The sequence below is a fragment of the Ruegeria sp. THAF57 genome (assembly GCF_903914075.1).
In the GTDB taxonomy this organism is placed as follows: domain Bacteria; phylum Pseudomonadota; class Alphaproteobacteria; order Rhodobacterales; family Rhodobacteraceae; genus Ruegeria.
On the sequence record NZ_CAIWNQ010000009.1, the window covers coordinates 42065 to 67797 of the forward strand.

Below are 25733 nucleotides of genomic sequence, written 5' to 3' on the forward strand. Positions count from 1 at the left end.
CGCTTCGAATTATCCCCTCAACCCGTCGCGCACAGGCTTTACGCAGCGGCTTGGTAAGGGTAGCCATGGCCCGAACCTAACGTAAGGACACGAGCCAGATGGAAACCCTATCGGAAAACGCCTGTTTCGGGGGCGTGCAAGGCGTCTATCGCCATACCTCCTCCGCGTGTAAATGCGACATGACCTTTGGCTTGTTTTTGCCCGCCGAAGCAAAAGACGGACCTGTCCCGGTACTGTGGTATCTGTCTGGGCTGACATGCACCCATGAAAACGCGATGACAAAGGCCGGGGCGCAGGCATGGGCGGCTGAACAGGGAATTGCGGTTGTGTTTCCCGATACCTCACCGCGTGGCGAAGGCGTGGCTGATCACGAAGATTACGATCTGGGTCAGGGTGCCGGGTTTTATGTCAACGCGACGCAAACCCCATGGGCCCCGCATTTCAACATGTGGGATTACGTGGCCGAGGAACTGCCCGCGCTGCTGGCAGAGCATTTCGCAATCGATATGGACCGTCAGGCTATCACTGGGCATTCCATGGGCGGCCATGGTGCGCTGACGCTGGCGATGAACCTGCCGGGGCGGTACCGTTCAGTTTCGGCCTTTGCGCCGATCTCGAACCCGACGGGTGCGGATTGGGGCCGCAAACAATTGGCGGCCTATCTGGGGGATGATGAGGGCGCGTGGGTCAGGCATGATGCCTCGCTGATGATGACGGAAAAGGGTTTTGACGGACCCGTCCTGATCGACACCGGGGCCAGTGATCAGTTCATCGACCTGCTGCGCCCCGAGGCGCTGGCGCAAGCGATTGCAGAACGTCGCCAGCAGGCCACCTATCGCCTGCAGCCGGGCTATGATCATTCGTATTTCTTTGTATCGACCTTCATGGAAGATCACATCACCTTTCACGCCGAGGCGCTGTACGGAGACTGAGGCATGAGCGACTATGATTACGACCTGATCATCATCGGGTCTGGCCCCTCGGGGCGGTCGGCGGCGATTCAGGCGGGTAAGCTGAAACGCCGGGTGCTGGTGATCGACCGAAAGGATCGGTTCGGCGGCGTGTCAGTACATACCGGTACGATCCCGTCTAAGACCCTGCGCGAGACGGTGCTGAACCTGTCGGGCTGGCGCGAGCGCAGTTTTTATGGCCGCTCGTACCGGGTGAAGGATCAGATCCGCGCCGACGACCTCAAGGCGCGTCTGCACATGACGCTTGATCATGAAGTTGACGTTCTGGAACATCAGTTCAACCGGAACCACGTGGAAACCCTGAATGGGCTGGCGCGATTTGTCGGCCCGCATGAGGTTGAGGTCGCGACCGATGCTGGTGACGCGACCCGCCTGACTGCTGCAAAATTTCTGATTGCGACGGGCACCAAAACGTACCGCCCCGACTATGTGCCCTTCAACGGCAAGACTGTGGTCGATGGCGACGATTTTCTTGAGATGGCCGAAATCCCAAGGTCGCTTTGCGTGATTGGCGCGGGTGTGATCGGGGTGGAATATGCCACCATGTTTTCGGCGCTGGACGTGCGGGTTACGCTGATCGAACCGCGCGACACGTTTCTGGATTTCATCGACAGCCGCCTTATCCACGATTTCACGCACCAGATCCGCGAGAACGGCGTGGACCTGCGTTTGGGTTCTGCGGTTGAAAAGATCGAAGATGCGGGTGGCCATGTCGAGGTGACTTTGGCCAATGGGCGTCACGTGCGGGCCGAGATGCTGCTATTTGCGGCTGGTCGAATGGGTGCGACTTCGGCCCTGAACTTGTCGGCTGTGGGGCTTGAGACAGACCATCGCAACCGGATCAACGTGGACCGCAAAACCTATCAGACTGCCGTGCCGCATATCTATGCGACGGGCGACGTGATCGGGCACCCCTCGCTGGCATCGACATCGCTGCAGCAGGGCCGCGTAGCCGCATGCCACGCCTTGGAGACCCCTACCCTTCCGGAAAGCCCGTGGTATCCCTATGGCATCTATTCGGTGCCCGAGATTTCCACCTGCGGCATGTCCGAGGAAGAATTGCAGGAGCGCGGCATCCCATACGAGGTCGGCGTGGCGCGGTTCCGAGAAACCTCACGCGGGCATATCATGGGGCTGGAGCATGGGATGCTGAAGATGCTGTTCTCGCTGAAAACCCGGCGGGTTTTGGGGGTGCAAATTGTCGGCGAAGGCGCGACCGAACTGATCCACATCGCGCAGGCGGTGCTGAACCTGAAGGGAACGGTGGATTATTTCGTACAGAATACATTCAACTATCCGACACTGGCCGAGGCGTACAAGATCGCAGGTCTGGATGCGTTCAACCGAATGCCCATCCCGGATGAGTTCAAGGTGCGCAAAACACCAGCGGAAAAAAAGGCGAAGAAGGCGTGACGACGCTGTTCATCGACGCCGACGCCTGTCCGGTCAAAGCCGAGGCGGAACGCGTCGCAACACGGCACCAGGTGCAAATCGCCCTTGTCTCCAACGGCGGCTTGCGACCTTCGGCCAACCCGCTGGTGCAGGTTGTCATCGTATCTGAGGGTGCGGATGAGGCCGATAAGTGGATCGCCGAGCGTTGTGGCGCAGGTGATGTGGTTGTCACGTCCGATATCCCGCTGGCCGCGAAATGTGTTGAGGCTGGTGCGCGCGTTTTGCGCCCCAACGGCGAAGCGTTCACCGCAGCCAATATTGGACAACAACTGGCGATGCGTGACCTGATGGCGGACCTTCGCGCCGCCAATCCGCTTGGTGCTGGCGGTGGCGGTAAACCCTTTGGCAAGGCTGATAGATCGCGGTTTCTGGACGCGCTGGAGCGGGAATTGAGGGCGGCGCAAAAAGGATAGTCTTCGCGCCGGGGGGCGTTTTGCGCTGCGGTTGGGTCTTGTCAATCTGCGCCTGACTTGATTCAGTCGGCGCCGACAGAAACCTTCAGAACAGGTGTGCCCATGGCGGTTAAAGCCGTAGTTTTTGACATCGGAAATGTCCTTATCGAATGGCAGCCCGAGCGCTACTACGACAAGGTGATCGGCGAAGACCGTCGCCGGGCCATGTTTGAAGAAGTCGATCTGCATGGAATGAACGACCTTGTGGATCAAGGACTTCACTTCACGGACACGATCTATGCCTGGGCCGAGAAATACCCCAAGTGGCGCGAAGAAATCCGGATGTGGCACGATAAGTGGATCGAACTGGCCGCGCCTGAAATTCCGCATTCGGTCCGCTTGCAGCGTGCTTTGCGGGGAAAAGGCGTGCCAGTTTTTGCTCTGACCAATTTCGGAGTGCAGAATTTTGACTATGCGACAACGGTCTACCCATTTCTGAACGAGTTCGACAGGCACTATGTTTCAGGCAGGCTGCAAGCGGTTAAACCGCACGTCCCAATCTACCAAATGGTCGAAGAAGACTGCGGCCTTTCACCCGATACTTTGTTGTTCACCGACGATCGCCTTGAAAACATTGAAACGGCGTATTCACGTGGATGGCAGACGCACCACTTTGAGGGCGCGCAGGGGTGGGCTGATCGCCTTGTCAAAGAAGGACTGTTGACGCCCGAAGAAGCCGTCTAGCTCAGGCGGGGACTGCATCCCTGTTTTCACGTATAGGCAAGTGAACGATTGCGCTGAATGCCCCGATTGCGACCCCAATCCACCAAACCAGCGTGTAGTCGCCATATTGGTCATACAAGCGTCCTCCAAGCCAAATACCCAGAAAACTGCCAAGCTGGTGGCTGAAAAAGATAATCCCGTAAAGGGTGCCCATGTAACGCAGACCATAAAGATGCGCGACCAGACCCGAGGTCAGCGGCACGGTTGCCAGCCAAAGCGATCCCATGACCAACGAAAAGACAACCACGGAAAGAGGTGTGATCGGAAAGATGATGAAGGCTGCGGCCGCAAAAGTTCGCGCGGTGTAGACGGACGCCAGAAGGTATTTCTTGGGATAGCGGCTTCCAGCCCATCCCGCCAGCAAGGTGCCTCCGATATTCGCCAGACCGATCAAAGAGATGGACACGGCCCCCAGCGCAGAGGTCGATGTGATGCCAATTGAATGCAAAATGCCCCCCGGCATGATCGGGCCGCACATCTCGGTCACGAAGGCAGGGAAGTGGGCCGTCACAAACCCAAGCTGATACCCGCAGCTAAAGAATCCAAGGAAAATAAGGGTGTAGGAAGGATCGCGAAGGGCCCGCCCCAATATTTCCCCCATGCTTTCCTGTAATTCTGCCTTCGACACCGTTTGCGGTGCCCGCATGAATGGCAGCGTCAAAATCAATGCAAGAATCGCGATGGCGAAGACGATAAATACCTGCTGCCAAGGAAGAAATGTCAGCATCCATTCGGCTGCCGGAGCACCAATTATCTGCCCACAACTGCCGGCGGCGGTTACCAAGGCAAGAGACATTGACCGGTTTTCATCCGAAGAGGCGCGACCAACGACGGCAAGCACAAGGCCAAATCCCGTCCCGGCAATGCCGAACCCAACAAGCCATGCGTACATCTGATGTTCGAACGGCGTCACCGACCACGCTGACAGTACCATGCCAGCGGCATAAGTCAGTGCCCCCAACACAATGGCACGCCGGTCGCCGGTTTTTTCCGCAATAGCGCCAAATATGGGCTGTCCGATTCCCCAAGCCAGGTTCTGAATTGCGATAGCCATCGAAAAATCTGTGCGCAGCCATCCGAACTCTTGTTCAATTGGGATCTGGAACACACCAAATGACGCGCGCACGGCGAAACTGACCGTCACGATAATGCAGCCGACAATCAGGATTGGGTTCAGAAGGCGCGGTGGCTGGGGCATTGAAACCTCATGACATTGGAAGGCAGACGCTAAATCAAAATTTAGTCCGGTCAATTCAGAAGTTTTGGGGCCGTGGATAAGCAAAATTGATGGAGGGCAGGTTTGGCTGCTTTTCAATGCGCGATGCAGAGGGTATGCCTCGGGCTATGACGGATTTGATTTCGCTTTATGAGGCTCGCGTCGCAGATGGAACCCTCACACGGGATGACGCGCAAGAGGCAGTTCTACCGCATTTTGAACGTATCCGCGCAGCGTTGGCGAAACCGGTAAAGCGCGGTTTGTTTCGCAAGCCATCCCCGCCGCCTAAAGGATTGTATCTGTGGGGCGGTGTTGGGCGCGGCAAGTCCATGTTGATGGATATGTTCGTCGACGCCCTTGATGGCATTCCGGCAAGGCGCGTGCATTTTCATGCTTTCATGCAGGAAATTCATGCGGGTATGCACAAGGCCAGAAACGACGGTGTTGAAGATGCCCTGGCCCCGGTTGCGGACGCCGTGGTCAAGTCGGTTCGGTTGCTGGCATTTGATGAAATGCAGATCACGGATATCACGGATGCCATGATCGTTGGGCGTCTGTTCGATCTGCTGCACGCAGGTGGGGTTGTCGTGATCACGACGTCGAACCGTCACCCTGACGACTTGTACAAGGATGGTTTGAACCGGCAACTCTTCCTGCCATTCATTGCCCATATCAAGGAACAGCTGCAGGTGTGGGAGCTGATCTCGCCAACGGATTATCGCCAGAACCGTTTGGAAGGAGCGCCTGTCTATTTTTCGCCCATTGGACCTGAAGCTCGTCAGAACATCCGCTCGGTCTGGAACGACCTGTCCGGCGGCGTTGCAGATCCGCTGATATTGCAGGTCAATGGCCGTGCGGTTGAGTTACCTGAGTTTCGGAATGGTGTTGCACGGGCCAGCTTCTATGATCTTTGTGGTCGGATGCTGGGGCCTGCGGACTATCTTGCCATTGCAGAGGCGGTCAAGGTTCTGGTGCTAGAGGATATCCCCCGTCTGTCGCGGAACAATTTTAACGAAGCCAAGCGCTTTGTGACGTTGATTGATGCGTTATACGAGGCCAAAGTGCGGCTGATCTGCTCGGCGGCGGCTGAACCGGAGATGCTGTATGTCGAAGGTGAAGGCACCTTTGAATTTGAGCGTACCGCGTCACGCCTGCGAGAAATGCAGGATCAGGATTGGGGGAATTAGGGGCTCTGCCCCCGTCGCGGCAAGCCGCGCCTCCCCCGGGATATTTTTGGGCCAGGTGAAGTATCAGGCGTTTTCGTGCAGGACGTTCCCAGCCAGATAGAGGGAACCGCAGATCAGGACGCGAGCCTGAGGATCATTGCCGACAATGGACCGAAGGGCATCTGTGACGCTGTCTGCAGTGGTCGATGCCAGTCCTACCTGGGCAGCGGCGGCGGCCGTTTCATCGGCGCTAAGGGTTGCAGCCTCGCCCGGAATTGAAACGGCCGTCAGGCTTTGGCACTGATCGGACAAAGGCTGTAGGTACCCGGTTACATCCTTTGTGTTCAGCATGCCGCAGATCATATGCGTTGGGCGTGACGGAAGTTTCGCAAGCACATCCGCAAGCGCAACGCCCGCGGCGGCGTTGTGACCGCCATCCAGCCATAGTTCAGCATCTTGGGCTTGCTCGACCAAGGGCCCCGACTTTAATCGTTGCATCCGTGCTGGCCATTCAGCCTTTGTTACGGCGGCCTCATACGCGTCGTCACCCAGATCCAGATGACGTAGGACGGCAAGGGCCACGCCTGCGTTCTGAATCTGGTGAGCGCCCAGGAGGTTCGGCAGTGGCAGGTCACGCAGACCTGTTTCGTCCTGGTACACCAGACGTCCGTTTTCTTCGACGACATGCCAGTGCTGGCCATGAATCAACAGGGGTGCGCCTAGGCGTGCGGCGGTGTATTCAATCACCTCCAGCGATTCATCCTGTTGCGGCCCAACGATACAAGGGACCCCGGATTTGATGATACCCGCTTTTTCGGCCGCGATCTTTCCAAGGGTATTCCCCAGAAATTGTTCATGGTCGATGGATACAGGGGCGATTACTGTGACCGCAGGATTGTGCACGACGTTTGTCGCATCCAGACGTCCACCCAATCCGACTTCGAGCAGGGTGTAATCCGCAGGCGCGCGTGCAAATGCCAGCAGCGCCGCACAGGTTGTAATTTCAAAATACGTGATGTTCTCGCCGTTATTCGCGGCGTAACACTCGTCCAGCACTTCGGTCAGTTCAGGTTCAGAAATCAAATCTCCGGAGAGGCGAATGCGTTCGTGAAACCGTGCCAGGTGAGGTGAGGTATAGGCATGGGCCTTAAGACCCGCTCCTTCCAACCCGGCCCGGATCATGGCCAGCGTCGACCCCTTGCCATTTGTTCCGGCAATATGGATGACGGGCGGTAGTTTTTCCTGCGGATATTCCAGCGCGGCCAGCAAACGCCATACGCGATCCAAGGTCAGGTCAATGATCTTGGGGTGAAGCGCCATCATCCGTTCGAGGATGAGATCCGACGACTGAGGGGTCATTTCTCTTGTGCAGTGTCAGCCGGATTGCCGGGCTGTTCTTCTTCAGGTTTGGGCGGTGGAAGGTCACCTTTGACCGCAGGAGGTTGATTCATCAACATCCGTGTGATGGTGATCAGTTCCTCACGCATTTCTGTGCGCTTGGTCACCCGGTCCAACATTCCATGATCCAGCAGGTATTCCGCGCGCTGGAACCCTTCGGGCAACTTTTCGCGGATGGTTTGTTCAATAACGCGCGGCCCGGCAAAACAGATCAAGGCGTTGGGTTCTGAGATATGCACGTCGCCCAGCATGGCATATGATGCCGTAACCCCGCCGGTCGTTGGGTGTGTCAGCACGACAATGTAAGGCAGATTGGCTTCCTTGAGCATTTCAACTGCCACCGTGGTACGCGGCATTTGCATCAGGCTTAGAATACCTTCCTGCATCCGGGCGCCACCCGCAGCCGAGAACAGGATCAGCGGGCGCTTGAGCTTTACGGCCTCTTGCGCGGCGGCAATGATGGCGTTGCCGACATACATGCCCATCGACCCACCCATGAAGGAAAAGTCCTGTGCCGCGGCAACGATCGGCGTGCGCCCGATTTCACCCTTGGCGACAAGCATCGCTTCTTTCTCACCCGTCTTTTTCTGAGCGGCCTTCATGCGATCGGGATATTTTTTCTGATCCCGAAACTGCAGCGGGTCGTCCTTGGGGGCGGGAACGTCTACCTCGGTGAAGATTCCGCCATCAAACAGATGCTTGAAGCGGTCCCGCGGCGTGATCGCCATGTGATGGTCGCACTGGGTACAGACATTTTGGTTTTCCGCCAACTCGCGGTGAAACAGCATCGTCCCGCATTCGTTGCATTTGTGCCAAAGGTTTTCGGGCACTTCCCGACGCGAGAAGATCGAGTTGATCCGGGGGCGGACGTAATTTGTGATCCAGTTCATATCGGAACCTTGCTAGTGCGGCTTTGAGGTCAAATAAGACGCTGCGGAAAGAAATGCAATCAACGCCTGAGCGCAAGGCGTGCTGTCAGCCAGCCGACGATCATAACGGCGAAGTCCACATATAACCATCCGCGCACCATTTCCGTGTCCGACATGTCATAGGGCAGAATGAACAGGGCCAGGCCGCTCAGGTTGTCGGGCAACGAGATCAGCAGCAACGCGATAAGGTTATTGAAGAAATGCAAGGCGATAGCCGGACCCAGTGTGCCGGACCGCGCCGTGAGGTCAGCCGCAAGCAGGCCGAACATGCAAGACCACAACGCAATCAGCTCCGCATTGTCTCCGGCAGCAGCCGGCGCGTAGTGGCCGATGGCAAATAACAGGGATGGTAGTCCCATCCAAATGATGGTTGACTGGAACCGTGCTGCAAGGCTTTGTTGTATGTAACCGCGAAACAGCAATTCCTCAGCGCTGGTTTGAATCAGAACCGCAAGCAGCGACAGCGGCAAAAGCAATACCCACGTGGAGAGGTCCAGATTAGGGGTCAAAGGTGCCCCCATGTCATAGGGTGGCAGGACTGCGATCACCAAACCAAGGATCAGCAGCGCACGAAAGACAACCCAGAATTGGCGCGCACTTCTTCGAAATGAGCCAAGAACAGAACCCAGAGACCTGTTTTGAAGGCGCCGAACCGCCATCCTGACGCCAAGTGTGACGAAGCCAAAACTGGACAACAAAATAATCATCGCCAGCGGTGTAGACCCTGTCAGAAACCCTTCGGCTACCGCATTTGACCCAAAGCCCACGACAACGCTGAATAGAACGAGGTTCAGTACGGTGACCACAACAGCGACCAAGCCCAAGCCGACAAGCAGGCGCCATAGCTCGGGCTTTGGGCGCGCTTCAGCAACCAGAGCTTCATGTGCGGCGTAATACGCTGGACGGGGCTCAGGCACGGTCACTTTCACCTTCTGCTAGGTCAAACTCTTCCCAGAATTCGGTTGAATCTTTGGTGGCGTTTATTTGATCCGCAAGAGAATTCAGATAACCCGCAACGGTTTCAAGCAATTGAACGGCCACACCTGCATCGCTTTCGACGACTGCGCGAAATTCTTCCGCACCGATTCGAAGGAACGAACAGTCGCTTACCGCGACCAAATTCAACTGCCTTGGGTCGTTGGTTATGATTGATAGGTCTCCGATCAACCGACCGGGCCCGACCGTTGAAATCGGACGGGAACCGCCGCCGTCTTCGGGCCATTCAAGACTGGCCTCACCGGAAATGCAAAGATACGCCGCATCTGGCGCTTGCCCGTGTGAGAATATCACCTGCCCGGCTGCTACATCATACCATTGCGCCGAAAACGCCAACAGGCGCTGGTTTTTAGCATCTATTCCGGCGAACAGTTCGGTCGAAGAAATAATCTTCAGCTTGCGGCCCAGATCGCCGACAACGCTAGCGTCTTCCTCGGTGGTCGCTTTCGAGACACCGTCGATGCGCCCATCTTTGATCTCGACGAACAGGTCATAGGCTTCGGGATGGGCAAAGCTGTCCTCCATAAAGATCATGATCGAATCCGGCAACAACTCGCGCAGCTTTAGTCGCGTTCGCAGGCGGCTTTCGGAATCGTGGCTGGCCAGTGCCTTGTCGAGGATCAGCACATCGGGGCGCTTGATCCCCGCACGAGAGAATGCGGCCCTTTCCTGAAAGACCGTCGGCAAGTTGTTTCCACCCAAACCGGATGGTAGGTCATAAATGATGGCCGCTGCACGGCGACGTAAACCGGCCTCGTTCATGGTTTCGGCAACAACATCCTCGATCTCATCCGCGTGGGCCCCTGCCGTCAGTGAAATCCGACCAAACAGAGCATTCTCCATGGCCGTCATGCGACCGATATAGGCTTCAGGGTCTACGGGGATGAACATGCCATCCATTGATGTTCTTAGGCGTTCAGCCTGATTGCTTCGGATCGAAAGGATCTTTTCTTTGTATTCATCCGGGAAATCCGGGCCGATCTGCTCGGCCGTCAATAAGAAAGGAACCGTCAGCAGCAATGCGCGCTCGCGTTCGCTGATCGCGTCGTCGCCCTTAGCAATGCGCCGTTCCTCGATATCCAGCAGCCGATAGTACATCTCCTTGGTCATACCAAGGCGCAGGAACAGCGGGTGGTCTGTCCCGTCGCGCCCAAACGTGCGGTTAAGTGTCTTGAGAACCGCGCTTGAGATACCCATCGCGTCATCGTCCAACTCATGCGCGCGCAGCATGGACATGAACCGCCCGTCACCGGCCAGAATATCCGGAGAAATGTCCCGCGACGGAGCCGCATAAAGCAGGTTGCCGCCCAAGGGAACGGCTGGGTTAAACCGATCCGGGTCGAACCGGTAAACATAGCGATCCAACCCTCTGTCCCGAAGCCGCTCGGCAACAACTTCGCGCAAACCCACGATGTCACGCGCCAGTGTCGGGTGCTGAACCGGGTCGAACTGGCTGCGCAATGTGCGGCGGAACATGAACTCGTCAATGCCCATCGCTTCAACCAGTTGGAACCACCAATCGCGGATTTCCTCGGCATCTTCCAGACCGGCCAGCCCAGGATCAATCCAGTCATCAGACAGGGAATCCACCGGGTTTCCGGCGCGTTCCGCTTCGATCTGCCATCGGTTCGGGGTCTTTTGGGCGTCTTCCTCATGCTGAGGGTGGGTGCGCAGCGGCATAAGCAGGTTGTCCCCCAGCGTGCCATCAAACAGGTAAGGGCGAGAATATGCATATCCGATCCGCGCCGCGATCACAGCCTGATGCAAGCTCTGAAGATCGTGCCCTGCTATGATGACGTCCCCCTGAACCGGCAAAATCTCCCGGGTCAGCAATTGTGCCAACGCGCTGCGTTCGGCCGCGTTTGATGACTTGATGGCCACACGGGCACCTTTGGGTATGGTCAAGTCGATGTCTTCCAGGACCGTCTTTCCGTCACCGTCGCGAACGGTGATATTCTGAAGCTGAATCGCGCCCGTGAGATGGGGAATTGTCTCGGGCTCGCCCAAAAACAACTCTTCAGGGATCATGTTGTCAGGCGCAAAGCGTTCGGTCACAACTTCCCACCGCAGCGACATGTCCTGCACCTGATTGTAATAGGTCAGAAGGTCTTTCCACGGCCCGCTGAGGTCCTTGTAAGCTCCCAATGCGGCGACAAGCGCGCCCACAGTCACCTCGCCCTTGATCGCAAGATACCCTCCTACTGAATAGAACAGGAACGGCGTGATCTGCGTGATCAGGTTGTTGAGGAATTTCATGAAGAACTTCTTGTTGTAGATCTTGAAACGGATCTCAAACAAGGTCCCCAGTCGGTGACTGAATTGTGCCAGGCGATACCGCCAACCGCCATTAGCACGAAGATCACTGATCCCTGCCGCACTTTCGCCGATCTCAGAGCTCAGCCGGCGCACTTCCTGAATGCGATCTTTGTTCAGTAGGTTGATCTGCCGCTGCAGTTTGGGGATCAGCCAGGCCTGCAATGGGATCAGTGCGATACTGGCCAGACCAAACCAGACGCTCTGCATGAACAGAAAAGTAACAATGGTCATCATCTGACCAAACTGAAACACCGGCTGTGCGATGGCGTCGCCCATCAGCCCGCCCATCGGCTCGGCCTCGGATGTGATCATGGACACCAACTCACCCTGACTGGTGGTGGCAAAATAGGACTTGGGAAACCGCATGGTGCGATGAATCAGAGTAAAGCGCAGGCGGCGTAGCATCCGTTCGGCCAGCACACCCTTCATCGTGTTGATCCGCATCTTCATCAATCCGCTGGCAATCACGGTCGCCAGAAATGCAACGCAGAGGATCAGAAGATACTGCACCTGCGTGAACGTCACGCCCATTACCGTCACGCTATCACTGGGCGCACCGATGGCATCGTTGATGATCTGCTTGGGCAGTTCGAGCGAGGCATAAAGAAACGGAAACGAGAATACAGTCAGAACCAGCAGCACAAGCTGTTGTTTCTTTGAATATTTCCAGATGAATGAAAAAAGAGTGGGTTCCATGCCCCGGCCTTGTATCAAAAAATGGTATGCAGTTTTTCGGATGATCCACAGCAATCAGGTGCCGGACGGTACGCATAGACCCGGTTGATTGCAAGAACGCCGCCTGACGTATCAGAACGCCACCGGACTGCCCAGCCCTAAGCGTAATGGCGTATCGCGAAAATTTATCCTTTTCGTTCGAATTCCGCTTTATTCTGATCGCTGTCTTTGACTAAAGAGATATACCTTCAGGCGATGGGATTATGGGCAGACTTCTGGATCGCTATATACACCGCAAAGTTCTTGCGCGTTGGCGTCAGGCTGCACAGTCTGCAGCAGACGCCGCACCCGCAACTTTGCGCACACAACGAGACGAGGCGCGCAGGCTGCGCGGTCACCTCGACCAATTGATCCTCGAAGCAGACGGTCAACTGATGCGCCCGCTGATCGGCTCATCCCAGTTTCCCAAGCCGTTGGGAACAGATTGGTACTGGCGGCCAGACCTTTGGCGGGGACCGCTGCCGCGTTCCGGTGTGGCGTCGGCCCCTCGTAAAGTCACGATGGATCAGCATGTGTCTTTGTTTCATGACTGCCGTTTGTCCGAGATTGGAATCCGTCAAACGCGAAACACGCGGGACAACGACCTTGCCGCATTTGGACTGAGCCTAGAGGTATTCGGGTTCACCGGATCATTTCTGTCCCTGACCGTTGATTTGCCTGTCGAGGCCACGCAGGGATTCAGCAAACAACATCTGGTGCGCGTTGACGTGCATGCCGAGGCAGAGCGTCCATCAAGCATCATGGCGCGGCTGAATATCCAGCACGGCCCAAATACCGATCAGGTCCTGCGTCCGCTTGACATATCCCACACCTCCAGCGTGGCAGATTTCGATCTGGCGCATTTACCTTTGAATGAACGGCGTATTGATAAGGTTTGGCTAGACCTGATCATGGACAATCCCGCAATGAACCGCATCATTCTGCGTGACCTGACCTTCTGCCGCCACTACCGTGCCGATTTGTGAGTTACTTGGATATGACACCCCCTATTCTGACGCCCATCCGACTGAAAAACGGCACCTGGCACGGGCACCTTTCAGCAGAAACGGAACCTCGGATCGAAGTTCGGTATCTGGGGCAAAAACTGGATGGCGTTGCCTTGTCTCCGACCAAAGGCGGATGGGCTCTGAGCGTAGAAGTTCCCACCGCGGCCTTATCCGACGGGGTCCACAGTTTTCTGATCGTGGACCGGGAAACGTCACGGAAACTTGCAGACTTCACCGTGATTGCTGGAATGGCGGCGGCTGACGACATAAGGGCCGAGGTCAATCTGCTGCGCGCAGAACTGGACATGCTGAAGCGCGCTTTCCGCCGGGTACAGACGTCGGGCGACTAGGTATTCGTCCCCCCAAACACCGCATAACCCTATCTTTTGGCTCGTTTCCATGCATCATGGGTGCATTTTTCGGAAACAGGATGCGTTCATGGACCGAGCCAGCATAATCAAGGTGATCGCGCTGATGGTGACGGGGTTCGGCATCGGCATCGACTTTACGGGTGCCTTGATATTGGTACCCGCTATCGAAAACAGCTTTGACGCTGATATCACCAGCACTCAGTGGGTGCTGAATATCTATGCCCTGTTTTTTGCCATGACCATGGTCGCGGGTGGACGCATGGGGGATATGTTTGGCCATCGCAGGATGATGCTGATTGGCCTTTCGATCTTTCTGTTTGCATCGGTCATGTGTTTTGTTTCGCCAAGCCTGGATTTTCTGATCGCATCACGTGCCTTGCAGGGGATCGGCGCAGGATGCGTGTGGCCCTGCACTTTGGCCTTCGGTGCCACCAAGGTTTCCAAACCAGAACACAGAGCCATGATCATGGGTCTGATCCTTGCCGGTGTAACCACCGGCAATGTCTTTGGTCCGATGATCAGCGGAATGGCCGTCAGCTTTGGTGACTGGAGGATGTTCTTTCTGGCAAATGTCGTCTTCTCGACCGTTTCGATGGTGACCGCCCTTGTTTTGATGGAGCGTGAAACTCAGCACAAAAAGGGCGAGCATCTGGATTTCGCCGGTATGGGTCTTTTGTCCTTTGCGGTTTTGTTACTGCTCTACGGGTTGGACGTGGGTGCCGATTGGGGATGGACGTCGGTCCCGTTACTGATGCTGTTCTTCGTCAGTGCCGTCTTGTTTTTCTTTTTCCCGATGGTCGAAAAGCGTGTGAAAGAGCCGTTGCTGATGCCGCAAATGATGCAGAACCGCGAGTTCCGGATTACGCTGGGGCTTAACATGTTCAATGTGTCGGCGGCCTTTGTCGGATTGCTGTATTTCCCGCAATATATGCAAAAGGTTCTGGGTTGGTCGGTGTTTCATTCGGCGCTTGGCCTTGCCCCGCTAACCGTTTTGTTGGCTGTCGGGTCGATCGTTTCGGGTACGCTTTATAATGACTTTGGCCCCAAACGCCTGCTGTTCTGGGGTTATCTGATCGCAACGGTGGGTGCAGTCAGTATCGTCGTGATGCCCAGTGGCCTTGGGTATTTCCAGATTTTGCCCGGCATGGCGATGATTGGCTTGGGTGCCACGCTTACGGTCGGGCCTTCCGGTACGGCAGCCGTCTGCGCCGTCAAGCCCGAGCGTGCGGGGCTGGTCGGCGGATTAAGCTTTATGACCCACCTGGTCTATGGGGCGATCTCGGTCGCCTGTGCAACGGCGATCATGTATGTCACCAGCCTGTCCAGTCTTGGCAAACGGCTTTCCGCGGACGGCATCAACATGTCAGAGGCGGACCAAAGGGCCATCAACGGGGGAACCCTGACAACGGACTCGGCAAAGGCGGTCATGTCCAAGCTCAGTTCGGCAGAAGCTGAAAGAGTTGAGTCAGCAATCGCTGCCGCGTTCGACACTGGTATGAACATGGCGTTTGTCTTTGCCGCCATATCTGTTTCGGTGGGTGTCGTTCTGGCGATGATGCTGGACGAAGACAATCTGCGCAGCGTCGAAAGCTGACGAAAAGAAAAAGGGCCGCCAGTTGGCGGCCCTAGTATCTTATTGGGATGGCCCGTTTGGATTAAACGCTGACAGTCCCTTTAGAATGTCAATGGCATAGGCCAGTTGATAATCCTCTTCCCGCAGTTCAGCCGTTTCTTCGGCCTTGGCGCGATCTTCCTCAATCTGGCGAATCTCATCTTCGCTCAGGCTGTCATTGTTCAGGCTGCCACGCAGGTCAGCCTCGGACCGGGTGCGCGCATCGCTTTCGTCTTCTTCTGTTTCAGGCGCGGAACGCGGTTGCTCGACGATGATATCCGGGCTGACGCCAAGTGCCTGAATCGAGCGGCCCGACGGTGTATAGTAGCGTGACGTGGTCAGGCGCATTGCGCCGTCGCCCCGCAGAGGCATGACGGTCTGTACCGACCCTTTACCGAAGCTTTTTGTCCCAACAACGATCGCACGGCGGTGATCCTGAAGCGCACCTGCGACGATCTCGGACGCTGATGCAGATCCACCATTGATCAGCACGACAATTGGCTTGCCTTCGGCCAGATCGCCCGGCGTTGCATTAAACCGCTCGCCATCATTTGCGTCACGGCCGCGGGTCGAGACAATCTCGCCTTCGTTCAGGAAGGCGTCGGACACTTTGATCGCCTGCGTCAACAGCCCGCCCGGATTGTTCCTGAGGTCAAGAACAACGCCGTTGACCTTGTCGATGCCGCCAATTTCGGCGATCTGCTCATTCAATCCTTCTTCCAGATTGGGGAAGGTCTGGTCGTTGAAAGTGGTCACACGCAACACGACGCTTGTGCCTTCGGTCCGGGCGCGCACGGCAGTCAGCTTGATTGTGTCGCGGATGATGGTGACGTCAAAAGGATCAGTCTCACCTTCCCGAACGACCGTGATGATGATCTCGGACCCAACAGGGCCGCGCATCAGATCAACGGCCTTATCCAGCGTCAGACCCAAGATGCTTTCGCCATCGACATGCGTGATGAAGTCACCTGCTTCGATCCCCGCCTCATCCGCCGGAGTGCCGTCGATCGGTGAGACGACTTTTACAAAGCCTTCTTCCTGTGTGACCTCGATGCCCAAACCACCGAACTCACCCCGGGTTTGGACGCGCATCTGCTCGGCGTCATCGGGCGACAGATAGCTTGAATGCGGGTCCAGCGATGTCAGCATCCCGTCAATCGCGGCTTCAATCAGTTCTTCGGGCTCAACCTCTTCGACATATTGCGCGCGAATGCGTTCAAAAATATCGCCAAACAGGTCCAGTTGCTCATATACACTGGCCTTGTTTTCGGCCTCTTGAGCAAGCAGGGGACCAGCAATCTGCGTCGTTGCGACGATACCTGCCAGGGTTCCGGCCAAACCGGCCATCACAAATTTCTTCATACTCGTTTATCCATCCTTGTCGGTCCGAAACCAAGATTCCGGGTCCACGGGGCTGTTATCTTGTCTTACCTCTATATAGAGCGTTTCTGACCGCTCAGTTCCAGTGCCATCACCGCTTGTTGACAAAATAGCGCCTATTTCTGGTGTTTCACCGGGCATCAACCCGACCGGAGTGCCCTCGGGGATCACTTGTCCGGCTTCACCATAAACCTCCTGCAACCCGGCAAAAACGAACAGCAGTCCCGGCTGAGGTTCAAGAATTATCAGGTTGCCAAGTTCCAACAAAGGCCCGCGATATCGAATGGTTGCGGCAGTTGGGGACGTGACAATCGCGCGTGGCCGGGTCGCCAGGACAATGCCGGGCCGGGTGACACCGGCAGCATCGGATTCGTCGGCATGGTGCAAAATGACACCCCGCGATGGCAGAGCGATCTGGCCCTGCCGGTTTGAAACATTCGCATCGGTCTGCGCGATTTCACCTTCTGATATTTCCGACAATCCGCTGGCAAACCCTTCCAAAGTTTCGGTCGAGGAAATCAGAATGGCGGTGCGGATCGGGTCTTCGATAAATCTGCGGGGCAAGTCCGTTCGATCAGAGATCGCTTCGCTCAACTTGGTGCGCGCTGTCTGCACCCCAACCAACCCTTCGGTCAGGGTTTCCGACGCGTTTTGCTGCAACAGGCGTAGTGTCTGAACCTCATGCAGGTTTTCGGCCAATGCCTGCGCGCGGGCATTCAGGGCCGGAGTGACTTCGGATAGCATCATCCCGGCGCGTGCCGACCCCAACGGGCCAGACGGGTGTAGCATGAGAACCGGCGGCGCGGTTGTCTCAATGGTTTGAAGGACACCCAATAGCTGGGCCACATCCTCTTCACGTGCGTGTAGTTCGGCTGTCAATTGGGCCTCACGCGTGGCAGCCCGGCGCAAACCGTCCCGCATTGCTGAAAGCCCGGCCTCATAGGCCTGTATTGTCGCAGTCAGTGCGCGCACGCGATCTCGGGCACTGTCAGCTTCGGTCAGTGCAATTGACGCCTGTTCAAGTTTGCGCGCGGCGTTCAGCGCGGCGGTCGACGGATCTGTCTGTGCACTGGCAGGCGATGCGAAGGCCATCGCCAGAATAAGCGCGCGAAACGTCATGACAACAAACTCTGCCCGGTCATCTCTGGCGGCTGGTCAATTTCCATCAGGTCCAGAAGCGTGGGCGCCAGATCAGACAAACGCCCATCCCGCAGCGACGCACCGGCTGGACCGCCAACCAAAGCAACCGGCACCGGGTTCAACGTGTGTGCAGTGTGCGGACCACCGGTTTCAGGGTCTACCATCACCTCGCAGTTTCCGTGATCGGCCGTCACGATCATCGCCCCACCTGCCTTTTCAAGTGCTGCAACAACCTGTGCCAGACCTTGATCCACCGCTTCGCAGGCCTTGATCGCCGCCTGCAGATCGCCGGTGTGCCCAACCATGTCCGGGTTGGCATAGTTTGTGACAATCAGGTCATAACCTTCTTCAATTGCTTCAACGAATTTGGCTGTGACGTCTGCAGAAGACATCTCGGGCTGTAAGTCATAGGTCGCGACTTTGGGCGATTTGGGCATAAAGCGATCCTCGCCCGATTCCGGGATTTCCTTACCGCCGTTCAGGAAAAAAGTGACGTGCGGGTATTTTTCGGTCTCGGCCAGACGGAATTGGCGCAGCCCCTGTTTGGCCACCCATTCGCCCAGCGTGTTTACGATATCGCGCTTGGGGAAGACGGTGGTCATATAGGCGTTGTGGCCGTCGGAATATTCGACCATGCCCAAAAGAGCGGATAGCTGCGGGCGCGACCCCGTTTCAAAGTCACCAAAGCCGGGTTCCCCGATGGCGCGCAATATTTCGCGCGCGCGGTCGGCGCGGAAATTCAGGCAGAAGAATCCGTCGCCGTCTTTTACACCATCAAAGCCAGCCAATACCGTTGGCACAATGAATTCGTCGGTTTCTGACTGATTATATGCATGGTCAATCGCGCCATGCGCCGTAGCTGCCGCCCGCCCCTGCCCTTTGATCATCGCGCTGTATGCTTCGCTGACGCGTTCCCAGCGGTTGTCGCGGTCCATCGCAAAATAACGTCCGCTGACGGTCACAATACGTGCACCTTCCGGCAACCGGCCTTCCAGTTCGGCAACGTAGGTAAACGCAGATTTTGGAGCCACATCGCGGCCGTCGGTCACAGCGTGCAAAGCCACCGGAACTCCGGCATCCGTGATCGCCTTTGCTGCGGCGACGATATGGTTCAGGTGCCCGTGTACGCCCCCATCCGAGACCAGCCCCATCAGGTGTGCCGTACCGCCTGACGCTTTAACCTTAGTGATGAAGGCTTGCAGAGCCTCATTTTCGAAGAATGAGCCATCTTCAATCGCCAGATCAATTTGTCCCAGATCCATCGCCACCACACGGCCCGCGCCGATATTGGTATGGCCAACTTCGGAATTGCCCATCTGACCACTGGGCAGCCCAACATCCGGGCCATGCGTGATCAGGGTCGCGTGAGGCCCGATCGCCATAATCTTGTCAAAGGTTGGTGTGTTCGCCAACAAGGGTGCATTGGCAGTCGTGTCCTCTGACAGACCCCAACCATCAAGAATGCACAGGACAACGGGTTTGGGCGCGGTCATTTCGGCTCTCCGGATTATCTGCTCTTGGGTGGTCTTGTATCGTCTGGCCTGCGGCGGGTGAACCGCCTTTATTCCGTTAAACCTAAGAATTCACACAGCGGGCTAGTCTTTGCCGGTGAGTTCGCGGTAAGGCCGCGCCGTCCGGTGCCGGTACTTCACCGTCAGTTCCAGTGGAGCCTCGTTTTCATCGTAGACCCCAACCACGACTCCGCGCCCTCGGCTTTTGGTGCGCATTTCGATCAACTGTTGCTCGGACCGGGTGGTGCGCTGCGACTGACGATGTGTCCATTTGAAAAGATGCGAATACATGGCCGTGATAACGTCTTCATGATCCGCAGAGCCGCCCAGATCGTTCAGTTCATTCGGGTCATTCTCCAGATCAAACAGCAATGGGCGATGCCCGCCTTCGCAGTGGATCAGCTTCCACTTTTTGTCGGCGACCATAAACATCACGGCATCCCGCACCGACGCGTTTAGCTTGTCCGCAATCGGGGACGCAGAATAGTCGTATTCGCAGATCACAACATCCCGAGGAGTTTCCGTGCGCAGACCGTGCAGGATCGGCAACAGGGAATGCCCTTCCAGAATGTGATCCGCAACTTCTTGGCCCGTCACGTCAACGAAAGTTGGGGCAAGGTCAATCGACTCGACCAGAGCATCACAAACCGTTCCGCGCGTGCTGTCAGCTTCGGGCGAAGGGTCGTAAATGATCAGGGGAACCTTGGTCGAAGCGTCGTGGAAGAACGTCTTTTCCCCCATCCAGTGATCGCCCAGAAAATCCCCGTGGTCCGAGGTCAGAACGATCATGGTATCGTCCATCCGACCGGTTTCTTCCATCCACTCAAACAAGCGGCCCATCTGATCGTCCGCCTGTTTGATCAATCCCATATAGGCCGGGATCACAGCGTCCCGAACGTCTTCGCGGGAGAAGGCCTGCCCGACCTTGGTATCCATAAAGGCCCTGAGGACCGGATGGGCGTTTTGCCGCTCGGGTTCAGAGCGAATAACAGGCACCACATGTTCAGACCCATACATCGAAGCGTAAGGTTCCGGCACAATGTATGGCCAGTGGGGTTTGATGAAACTCAGGTGACAACACCAGGGTCCGTCATGAGATATCATGAACTCGATCCCTCGCCCGGTCAGGTACGGCGTTTCGCTGTCTTCCTCGGCGATGTTGGCGGGCTCGGCAGAGTTTTTTAGGAACCAGCCCGACAAGACATTGCCGTCCGCATCCAAACCGGAATTGGCAAAGTCATGCCAGGGATTGTCACTCTCATAACCCTTGGCGGTTAGAAACTTGTTGTATTCCTTCGCCCCGTCAGGGTCGTAATACCCATCCGGCCCTTCTGGAAGCATCCCGTCGTCGCGTTCAAACACATCGAAGCCGCATTCTGCTACGCGCGCGCCGATCAGGCTGTCAGGCTCCAGACCCAGCCGCGCCATACCCTCGGCATCTGCCCGCATATGAGTCTTTCCGACCAGCCAACACTCCATCCCGGCTTTGCGCAGATGATCCCCCATTGTCATTTCACCTACCTTGAGCGGAATACCGTTCCATGACGCACCGTGCGAATGCACATAGCGCCCGGTATAGGTGGACATGCGCGACGACCCGCAGATCGGCGACTGGATATAGGCACGATCAAACCGCACCCCACGCGCCGCCAATCGGTCAATATTCGGGGTATGTAAGTGTGGGTGGCCGTAGCAACTCAGGTAATCCCAGCGGAGCTGGTCAAACATGATGAACAGAATGTTTTTGGCTTTGGCCAACGCGATGCCTCCCCGATCGTCAGGATCGCAGATTAGCCAACCCCTGCCCGTCGGTTAAGCGCAAATCACACCTGCGCTTCGCGTTCCATCTGTTCCAGCATTTTCTTGGCGCGCTTGCATTGCAATTGATCGCGCAGCGGGCTGTTTGGGTCGACGTCTTTCTGGCAAACCACGCATTTATCAGCGCCCGAGATTGCGTTCAGGCCGCCGCAGCTACCTTTGATGGTCTTCCCCATCAACATGACACCCAGTGACATGCCCACCATCACAAGGGCCAACAGGATAAATGCCAGAATAAAGGTACTCATATCAGTCCCTGTTTGTCAGTTGGTGCCCAAAGCGTCTTTGAACGCGGTGCTGTGTACTGTGATATAAGCATCTTCGCCGCCTGTCACATCCCGCGAGATGAAATACACGGCAAGTTTATGCTTCTCGGCCAGTTCCATACCTTTTTCCTGACCCAGCGCCAGCATCGCCGTCGCCCACGCATCCGCCATCATCGCGTTTTCGGCCAGTACGGTCACCGATGTGGTCCGGTGCGTAATCGGTCGCCCTGTGGTTGGGTCGATGATATGCGAATAGCGCACACCGTCCTGTTCGAAGAAATTCTTGTAGTCGCCGGACGTCGCCATGCCCAGATCGTCCAACTGCACGATCAACTGCAGGTTCTGCGCCCCTGCTTCGGGTTTCTCGATCCCGATCCGCCAAGCCTCGCCCTTATCGTTTTCACCCATGGTGACCAGATCGCCGCCGATCTCGACCATGTAATCCTCGATCCCGGCATCCTGCAGGGTGCCTGCAACGGCATCAATTCCGTAACCCTTTGCGATCGCCGACAAGTTGATTCCCACCCCGACATCCGACTTGGCCAAAGTCCCCGCCTCATGATCCAATGTCAAAAGGCGCGCCTGCCCGACGCTGTTCAATGCAGCCTGAATGTCTTCGTCCGAGGGAACAGGATCTTCGGGTTTTCGCGGACCAAACCCCCAGAGTTCAATCAGAGGCCCAAGCGTTACATCGAATGTACCGCCAGATTTTTCGTGGACGTCATTGGCCGCCGCGATGACCAGGGCAAATTCTTCTGAAACCTGCGTCGGCTCGGTGCTCTGAGACTTGGAAAACTTGGAGACTTCCGAATTTTCATCCCAATTGGACATCTTGGCATTCACGTCTGCCAAGGTTTCCTCAACCGCAACAGCAAGGGCTTCTTCGTCGATGTCCACGCCAATCGCCGTGATGTTGAAGGTTGTTCCCATCGTCTCGCCAGACAAACGCACGACGTCTGGCTCTTTGTCGAACAAACAGCCGGATACGAGTGTCGCAAAAGCCAGAACAGGCAAAAGACGCATACGGGAATCTCCTGTGGGAAAGCGTGATCGGCGTATGCCAGTGGCCTTTGGCAGAGTCAAACCAGCCTTACAGTTTCAAGGGCATGAACCCCAGCACAAGCAGGCCAATTCCTGCCGGTAGGCCGAACAGCCATGCTTTTCTTTGCCAACCCGGTGCCTGCTGTTTCCATGTCATGCGGAAATTGTGGCCACATACGACCACAACGAAGAAGATCAACGCGGAAACAGGTGGGGTCAGGTAAAGGTCAGACAAAAGGTTGAATATCCTGTATGTTAGGCGGTTTTTCACGCTAGGGGCAATTGAACCCTATACAGGTCGCAAAGCTGCGGTAAGGTAAAATACAAAGGAAGAGGAGATTTCCCATGGCACCAAGCTCTTATCAGCCCCCAACGCGCGGCGACAAGGCCGAAACCGCGACGCGCAGCCAGTCCGTGGAATCCAACCTTTCCCATTCCCAGACGACTGTTGCGAAATTGATGGAAGGCAAAGGCGACGCGGTTTTTGCAGTGCGACCGAACGATACGATCCACTCGGTTGTAAACATCCTCAAGGAAAAGCGGATCGGGGCTGTCGTCGTGACCGATCAGAACGGGAAACTGCACGGTATCCTGTCCGAGCGCGATATCGTGCGCCGGATGGCGGACACCCCCGGTCAGACACTTCCGCAATCGGTCGAAGACCTGATGACCCGCGAGGTCAAGACCTGTGCGCCAGAAGATTTGTTGAACGATGTGCTGAAAACCATGACCGAAGGCCGATTCCGCCACATGCCAGTTCTGAGTGATGGAAATCTGCGTGGTGTCATTACCATTGGCGATGTCGTCCACTTTCGCTTGAAAGAGCTGGAATACGAAGCGTTGCGCATGAAGCAAATGATCGTGGGCTGAGAAACCCCTTGACCTTGGGCCAGTGACAGTATCCCTGATGCGATAAAGTCTGCGATAGGTTCGAGGGTTGCATGAAACGGGTTCTGGTCACCGGTACGGCGGGTTTCATCGGTTTCCATCTGGCAAAGCTGCTGTTGACCGAAGGGTTTCGGGTGCACGGCTATGACGGGATGACCGATTACTACGACGTGACACTCAAACAGCGACGCCACCAGATGTTGTTGCAGACGCCGGGTTTCTCGGCCACCGAGGATTTGCTGGAAAACCACGACCGTCTTGTGCAGGTCGCGGACGAGTTTCAGCCGGAAATCATCGTGCATCTCGCCGCTCAAGCCGGGGTGCGCTACAGTCTCGAGGATCCGCGAAGCTATATCAACTCGAATGTTGTGGGCACGTTCAACGTCATGGAGGTGGCGCGCGAACACAAAGTAGAACACCTGCTGATGGCGTCGACGTCGTCTGTCTATGGCGCGAACGAAGAGATGCCCTTTACCGAGGTTGAAAAGGCTGACACGCCGTTGACGATCTATGCCGCCACCAAGAAGGCAAACGAGGCGATGGGTCATTCCTACGCGCATCTATGGAACCTGCCGACGACCATGTTCCGGTTTTTCACGGTATATGGTTCTTGGGGGCGTCCGGATCTGGCTTTGTACAAATTCGTGGACGCGATTTTGGACGACCGCCCCATCGACATTTACAACCACGGTGACATGTATCGTGACTTTACCTATGTGGACGATCTGGTGCGGGGTATTCGGCTGCTCATCGACGTGCCGCCTGTGCGGCCGGATAGTCCCGACGACATCGCCGAGGGCGACAGCCTGTCCCCCGCCGCGCCGTGGCGTGTGGTCAATATCGGCAATGGCGACAAGGTGCGGTTGATGGATTTTATTGAAGCCATCGAAGAAGCCGTCGGAAAGAAGGCCATCCGCAACTACATGCCCATGCAGATGGGGGATGTGCCGGCAACGTGGGCGAACAACGATCTGTTGCAGGAATTGACGGGCTATCGGCCACAAACAGATTTCAAAGACGGGATTGCACGCTTTGTCGAATGGTTCCGCGACTACCATGGAAAATGACGCATATGTTTGAAACCGATCCAAACTCGCGCAGAATTGCAGTGATCGGACTGGGCTATGTTGGCCTGCCTCTGGCTGTAGCGTTCGGGAAGTTGGCTCCGGTGGTTGGGTTTGATATTAACCCCGACCGCATAGGTGCATTACGTTCTGGGCATGATGCCACACAAGAGGTCGAACCCGAAGATCTGCAAGCTGCAACAGGCCTGACATTCACCTCTGATCCGTCAGAGATCGCGGCCTGCGACACCTATATTGTCACTGTTCCCACGCCGATCACCGCTGGTAAGCAGCCTGATCTGACACCTTTGCTGCGCGCGTCGGAAACCGTGGGCCACGTGTTGAAACCCGGCGATCTGGTAATCTATGAATCCACGGTATACCCCGGAGCCACCGAGGAAGACTGCGTACCGGTTCTTGAGCGCGTGTCGGGTCTGACCTTCAACCGTGATTTCTTTGCAGGTTACAGCCCCGAGCGGATCAACCCCGGTGACAAGACGCACCGGATCGCGGATATCTGCAAGGTCACATCCGGCTCGACCCCCAAGGTGGCCGATCTGGTGGACGCGCTTTACGCTCGGATCATTTCGGCAGGCACCCATAAGGCTGAAAGCATTCGCGTGGCCGAGGCCGCCAAGGTGATCGAAAACACGCAGCGCGACCTGAACATCGCGCTGGTCAATGAACTGGCGATGATCTTTGGCCGGATGGATATAGACACCGATGCGGTTTTGCGCGCCGCGGGGACCAAGTGGAACTTTCTGCCTTTCCGCCCCGGCCTGGTTGGCGGGCATTGCATCGGCGTCGACCCCTATTACCTGACCCACAAGGCCGAGGCCGTGGGCCATCACCCCCAGATCATTCTGGCTGGGCGACGGTTGAATGACAGTATGGGCGGCTATGTGGTCTCGCAACTGGTCAAACGGATGATGCGCGATGGGATCAATGTTGCCGCTGCCCGTGTGCTGGTGATGGGGCTGACTTTCAAGGAAAACTGCCCCGATCTGCGCAATACCCGCGTTGTCGATATTATCCACGAACTGCAGGACTATGGCGTCACGGTCGATGTCTATGATCCCCACGCCGATCCTGCCGCCGCGCAGGCGGAATACGGAATTTCATTGATCAAGCAGCCGGAAACTGGGGGTTACGACGGCATCGTTCTGGCTGTTGCACATCGGGAATTTCTGACGCTCGACCCCGCTAAGATACGCGCCCTTGGCAAGGATCAATGCGTATTGTTCGACGTCAAATCCTGCCTGCCGCCCGCGGACAGCGACCTGCGGTTGTAAAAAAACCGGC

The 25733-nt window shown here is 56.5% G+C and carries 23 protein-coding genes; 11 read left to right on the plus strand and 12 right to left on the minus strand.

Annotated elements, in window-relative coordinates; all coding sequences use genetic code 11:
* Positions 1-98: 98 nt before the first annotated feature.
* From fghA to RUESEDTHA_RS17910, 4 genes are all read left to right on the plus strand, one after another.
* The gene (gene fghA, locus RUESEDTHA_RS17895; protein WP_180888036.1) at positions 99-932 is read left to right on the plus strand and encodes an S-formylglutathione hydrolase; all 834 of its coding nucleotides are present in this window, start codon (positions 99-101) and stop codon (positions 930-932) included.
* Between the two features lie 3 nt (positions 933-935).
* Entirely contained in the window at positions 936-2384 is a 1449-nt protein-coding gene (gene sthA, locus RUESEDTHA_RS17900) for a Si-specific NAD(P)(+) transhydrogenase (RefSeq protein ID WP_180888037.1), read from the plus strand.
* Entirely contained in the window at positions 2381-2836 is a 456-nt protein-coding gene (locus RUESEDTHA_RS17905) for a YaiI/YqxD family protein (RefSeq protein ID WP_180888038.1), read from the plus strand. The genes sthA and RUESEDTHA_RS17905 overlap by 4 nt, the downstream gene beginning before the upstream one ends.
* Positions 2837-2938: 102 nt before the next feature.
* Complete coding sequence (locus RUESEDTHA_RS17910; RefSeq protein ID WP_180888039.1) at positions 2939-3559, plus strand: HAD family phosphatase; 621 nt, start codon at positions 2939-2941, stop codon at positions 3557-3559.
* A 1-nt stretch (position 3560) separates the two neighbouring features.
* Here RUESEDTHA_RS17910 and RUESEDTHA_RS17915 read toward each other — a convergent pair whose 3' ends face one another.
* Positions 3561-4796, minus strand: a complete 1236-nt coding sequence (locus tag RUESEDTHA_RS17915) for an MFS transporter (protein ID WP_180888040.1) — start codon at positions 4794-4796, stop codon at positions 3561-3563.
* Positions 4797-4942: 146 nt separating this feature from the next.
* On the opposite strand from RUESEDTHA_RS17915, the gene zapE reads away from it, so the two are divergent.
* Complete coding sequence (gene zapE / locus RUESEDTHA_RS17920; protein ID WP_180888041.1) at positions 4943-6001, plus strand: cell division protein ZapE; 1059 nt, start codon at positions 4943-4945, stop codon at positions 5999-6001.
* Positions 6002-6064: 63 nt separating this feature from the next.
* Here the strand turns inward: zapE and RUESEDTHA_RS17925 are convergent, their stop codons facing one another.
* The 4 genes from RUESEDTHA_RS17925 to RUESEDTHA_RS17940 are packed head-to-tail and all read right to left on the minus strand — an operon-like array spanning position 6065 to position 12315.
* Positions 6065-7339 carry a folylpolyglutamate synthase/dihydrofolate synthase family protein gene (locus RUESEDTHA_RS17925; RefSeq protein WP_180888042.1) on the minus strand — a complete coding sequence of 425 codons (1275 nt, stop codon included), beginning with the start codon at positions 7337-7339 and terminating at the stop codon, positions 6065-6067.
* Entirely contained in the window at positions 7336-8268 is a 933-nt protein-coding gene (accD, locus tag RUESEDTHA_RS17930; protein WP_180888043.1) for an acetyl-CoA carboxylase, carboxyltransferase subunit beta, read from the minus strand. The genes RUESEDTHA_RS17925 and accD overlap by 4 nt, the downstream gene beginning before the upstream one ends.
* A 59-nt stretch (positions 8269-8327) precedes the next feature.
* Positions 8328-9224, minus strand: coding sequence for a CPBP family intramembrane glutamic endopeptidase (locus tag RUESEDTHA_RS17935; RefSeq protein WP_180888044.1), 897 nt, complete (start codon positions 9222-9224; stop codon positions 8328-8330).
* Complete coding sequence (locus RUESEDTHA_RS17940) at positions 9217-12315, minus strand: ABC transporter transmembrane domain-containing protein (RefSeq protein WP_180888045.1); 3099 nt, start codon at positions 12313-12315, stop codon at positions 9217-9219. Before RUESEDTHA_RS17940 ends, RUESEDTHA_RS17935 begins: the two co-directional genes overlap by 8 nt.
* A 242-nt stretch (positions 12316-12557) precedes the next feature.
* Between RUESEDTHA_RS17940 and RUESEDTHA_RS17945 the strand changes: the two genes are divergently transcribed.
* From RUESEDTHA_RS17945 to RUESEDTHA_RS17955, 3 genes are all read left to right on the plus strand, one after another.
* Complete coding sequence (locus RUESEDTHA_RS17945; protein ID WP_180888046.1) at positions 12558-13319, plus strand: DUF6478 family protein; 762 nt, start codon at positions 12558-12560, stop codon at positions 13317-13319.
* Between the two features lie 11 nt (positions 13320-13330).
* Entirely contained in the window at positions 13331-13690 is a 360-nt protein-coding gene (locus RUESEDTHA_RS17950) for a hypothetical protein (RefSeq protein ID WP_180888047.1), read from the plus strand.
* 88 nt (positions 13691-13778) lie between these two features.
* Positions 13779-15305, plus strand: a complete 1527-nt coding sequence (locus RUESEDTHA_RS17955) for an MFS transporter (protein WP_180888048.1) — start codon at positions 13779-13781, stop codon at positions 15303-15305.
* Between the two features lie 39 nt (positions 15306-15344).
* Here the strand turns inward: RUESEDTHA_RS17955 and RUESEDTHA_RS17960 are convergent, their stop codons facing one another.
* From RUESEDTHA_RS17960 to RUESEDTHA_RS17990, 7 genes are all read right to left on the minus strand, one after another.
* On the minus strand, positions 15345-16685 hold the full coding sequence (locus RUESEDTHA_RS17960; protein ID WP_180888049.1) for a S41 family peptidase: 1341 nt from the start codon (positions 16683-16685) through the stop codon (positions 15345-15347).
* A 6-nt stretch (positions 16686-16691) separates the two neighbouring features.
* Positions 16692-17822, minus strand: coding sequence for a murein hydrolase activator EnvC (locus RUESEDTHA_RS17965; protein WP_180888050.1), 1131 nt, complete (start codon positions 17820-17822; stop codon positions 16692-16694).
* Positions 17819-19336, minus strand: a complete 1518-nt coding sequence (gene gpmI / locus RUESEDTHA_RS17970; protein WP_180888051.1) for a 2,3-bisphosphoglycerate-independent phosphoglycerate mutase — start codon at positions 19334-19336, stop codon at positions 17819-17821. The genes RUESEDTHA_RS17965 and gpmI overlap by 4 nt, the downstream gene beginning before the upstream one ends.
* 102 nt (positions 19337-19438) lie before the next feature.
* Entirely contained in the window at positions 19439-21112 is a 1674-nt protein-coding gene (locus RUESEDTHA_RS17975) for a sulfatase-like hydrolase/transferase (RefSeq protein ID WP_180888052.1), read from the minus strand.
* A 65-nt stretch (positions 21113-21177) separates the two neighbouring features.
* Positions 21178-21420, minus strand: coding sequence for a (Na+)-NQR maturation NqrM (gene nqrM, locus RUESEDTHA_RS17980; RefSeq protein ID WP_170356551.1), 243 nt, complete (start codon positions 21418-21420; stop codon positions 21178-21180).
* Positions 21421-21435: 15 nt separating this feature from the next.
* Complete coding sequence (locus tag RUESEDTHA_RS17985; protein ID WP_180888053.1) at positions 21436-22461, minus strand: FAD:protein FMN transferase; 1026 nt, start codon at positions 22459-22461, stop codon at positions 21436-21438.
* 67 nt (positions 22462-22528) lie between these two features.
* A complete protein-coding gene (locus RUESEDTHA_RS17990) occupies positions 22529-22714 on the minus strand; it encodes a hypothetical protein (RefSeq protein ID WP_180888054.1) in 186 nt (61 codons plus the stop codon).
* Between the two features lie 110 nt (positions 22715-22824).
* Between RUESEDTHA_RS17990 and RUESEDTHA_RS17995 the strand changes: the two genes are divergently transcribed.
* The 3 genes from RUESEDTHA_RS17995 (at position 22825) to tviB (ending at position 25723) form a co-directional block, all read left to right on the plus strand.
* Positions 22825-23349, plus strand: a complete 525-nt coding sequence (locus RUESEDTHA_RS17995) for a CBS domain-containing protein (RefSeq protein WP_171125651.1) — start codon at positions 22825-22827, stop codon at positions 23347-23349.
* 71 nt (positions 23350-23420) lie between these two features.
* On the plus strand, positions 23421-24434 hold the full coding sequence (locus RUESEDTHA_RS18000; protein ID WP_180888055.1) for a GDP-mannose 4,6-dehydratase: 1014 nt from the start codon (positions 23421-23423) through the stop codon (positions 24432-24434).
* 5 nt (positions 24435-24439) lie between these two features.
* A complete protein-coding gene (tviB, locus tag RUESEDTHA_RS18005) occupies positions 24440-25723 on the plus strand; it encodes a Vi polysaccharide biosynthesis UDP-N-acetylglucosamine C-6 dehydrogenase TviB (protein ID WP_180888056.1) in 1284 nt (427 codons plus the stop codon).
* Positions 25724-25733: the final 10 nt, after the last annotated feature.

Excerpts from the sequence above, each read along its gene's own strand:
- RUESEDTHA_RS17995 (WP_171125651.1), top strand. The coding sequence starts at position 22,825 with ATGGCACCAAGCTCTTATCAGCCCCCAACGCGCGGCGACAAGGCCGAA.
- accD (WP_180888043.1), bottom strand. The coding sequence starts at position 8,268 with ATGAACTGGATCACAAATTACGTCCGCCCCCGGATCAACTCGATCTTC.
- RUESEDTHA_RS17985 (WP_180888053.1), bottom strand. The coding sequence starts at position 22,461 with ATGCGTCTTTTGCCTGTTCTGGCTTTTGCGACACTCGTATCCGGCTGT.
- RUESEDTHA_RS18000 (WP_180888055.1), top strand. The coding sequence starts at position 23,421 with ATGAAACGGGTTCTGGTCACCGGTACGGCGGGTTTCATCGGTTTCCAT.
- RUESEDTHA_RS17965 (WP_180888050.1), bottom strand. The coding sequence starts at position 17,822 with ATGACGTTTCGCGCGCTTATTCTGGCGATGGCCTTCGCATCGCCTGCC.
- RUESEDTHA_RS17955 (WP_180888048.1), top strand. The coding sequence starts at position 13,779 with ATGGACCGAGCCAGCATAATCAAGGTGATCGCGCTGATGGTGACGGGG.
- RUESEDTHA_RS17950 (WP_180888047.1), top strand. The coding sequence starts at position 13,331 with ATGACACCCCCTATTCTGACGCCCATCCGACTGAAAAACGGCACCTGG.
- zapE (WP_180888041.1), top strand. The coding sequence starts at position 4,943 with ATGACGGATTTGATTTCGCTTTATGAGGCTCGCGTCGCAGATGGAACC.
- RUESEDTHA_RS17940 (WP_180888045.1), bottom strand. The coding sequence starts at position 12,315 with ATGGAACCCACTCTTTTTTCATTCATCTGGAAATATTCAAAGAAACAA.
- RUESEDTHA_RS17925 (WP_180888042.1), bottom strand. The coding sequence starts at position 7,339 with ATGACCCCTCAGTCGTCGGATCTCATCCTCGAACGGATGATGGCGCTT.
- fghA (WP_180888036.1), top strand. The coding sequence starts at position 99 with ATGGAAACCCTATCGGAAAACGCCTGTTTCGGGGGCGTGCAAGGCGTC.
- tviB (WP_180888056.1), top strand. The coding sequence starts at position 24,440 with ATGTTTGAAACCGATCCAAACTCGCGCAGAATTGCAGTGATCGGACTG.
- RUESEDTHA_RS17910 (WP_180888039.1), top strand. The coding sequence starts at position 2,939 with ATGGCGGTTAAAGCCGTAGTTTTTGACATCGGAAATGTCCTTATCGAA.
- gpmI (WP_180888051.1), bottom strand. The coding sequence starts at position 19,336 with ATGACCGCGCCCAAACCCGTTGTCCTGTGCATTCTTGATGGTTGGGGT.
- sthA (WP_180888037.1), top strand. The coding sequence starts at position 936 with ATGAGCGACTATGATTACGACCTGATCATCATCGGGTCTGGCCCCTCG.
- RUESEDTHA_RS17960 (WP_180888049.1), bottom strand. The coding sequence starts at position 16,685 with ATGAAGAAATTTGTGATGGCCGGTTTGGCCGGAACCCTGGCAGGTATC.
- nqrM (WP_170356551.1), bottom strand. The coding sequence starts at position 21,420 with ATGAGTACCTTTATTCTGGCATTTATCCTGTTGGCCCTTGTGATGGTG.
- RUESEDTHA_RS17945 (WP_180888046.1), top strand. The coding sequence starts at position 12,558 with ATGGGCAGACTTCTGGATCGCTATATACACCGCAAAGTTCTTGCGCGT.
- RUESEDTHA_RS17915 (WP_180888040.1), bottom strand. The coding sequence starts at position 4,796 with ATGCCCCAGCCACCGCGCCTTCTGAACCCAATCCTGATTGTCGGCTGC.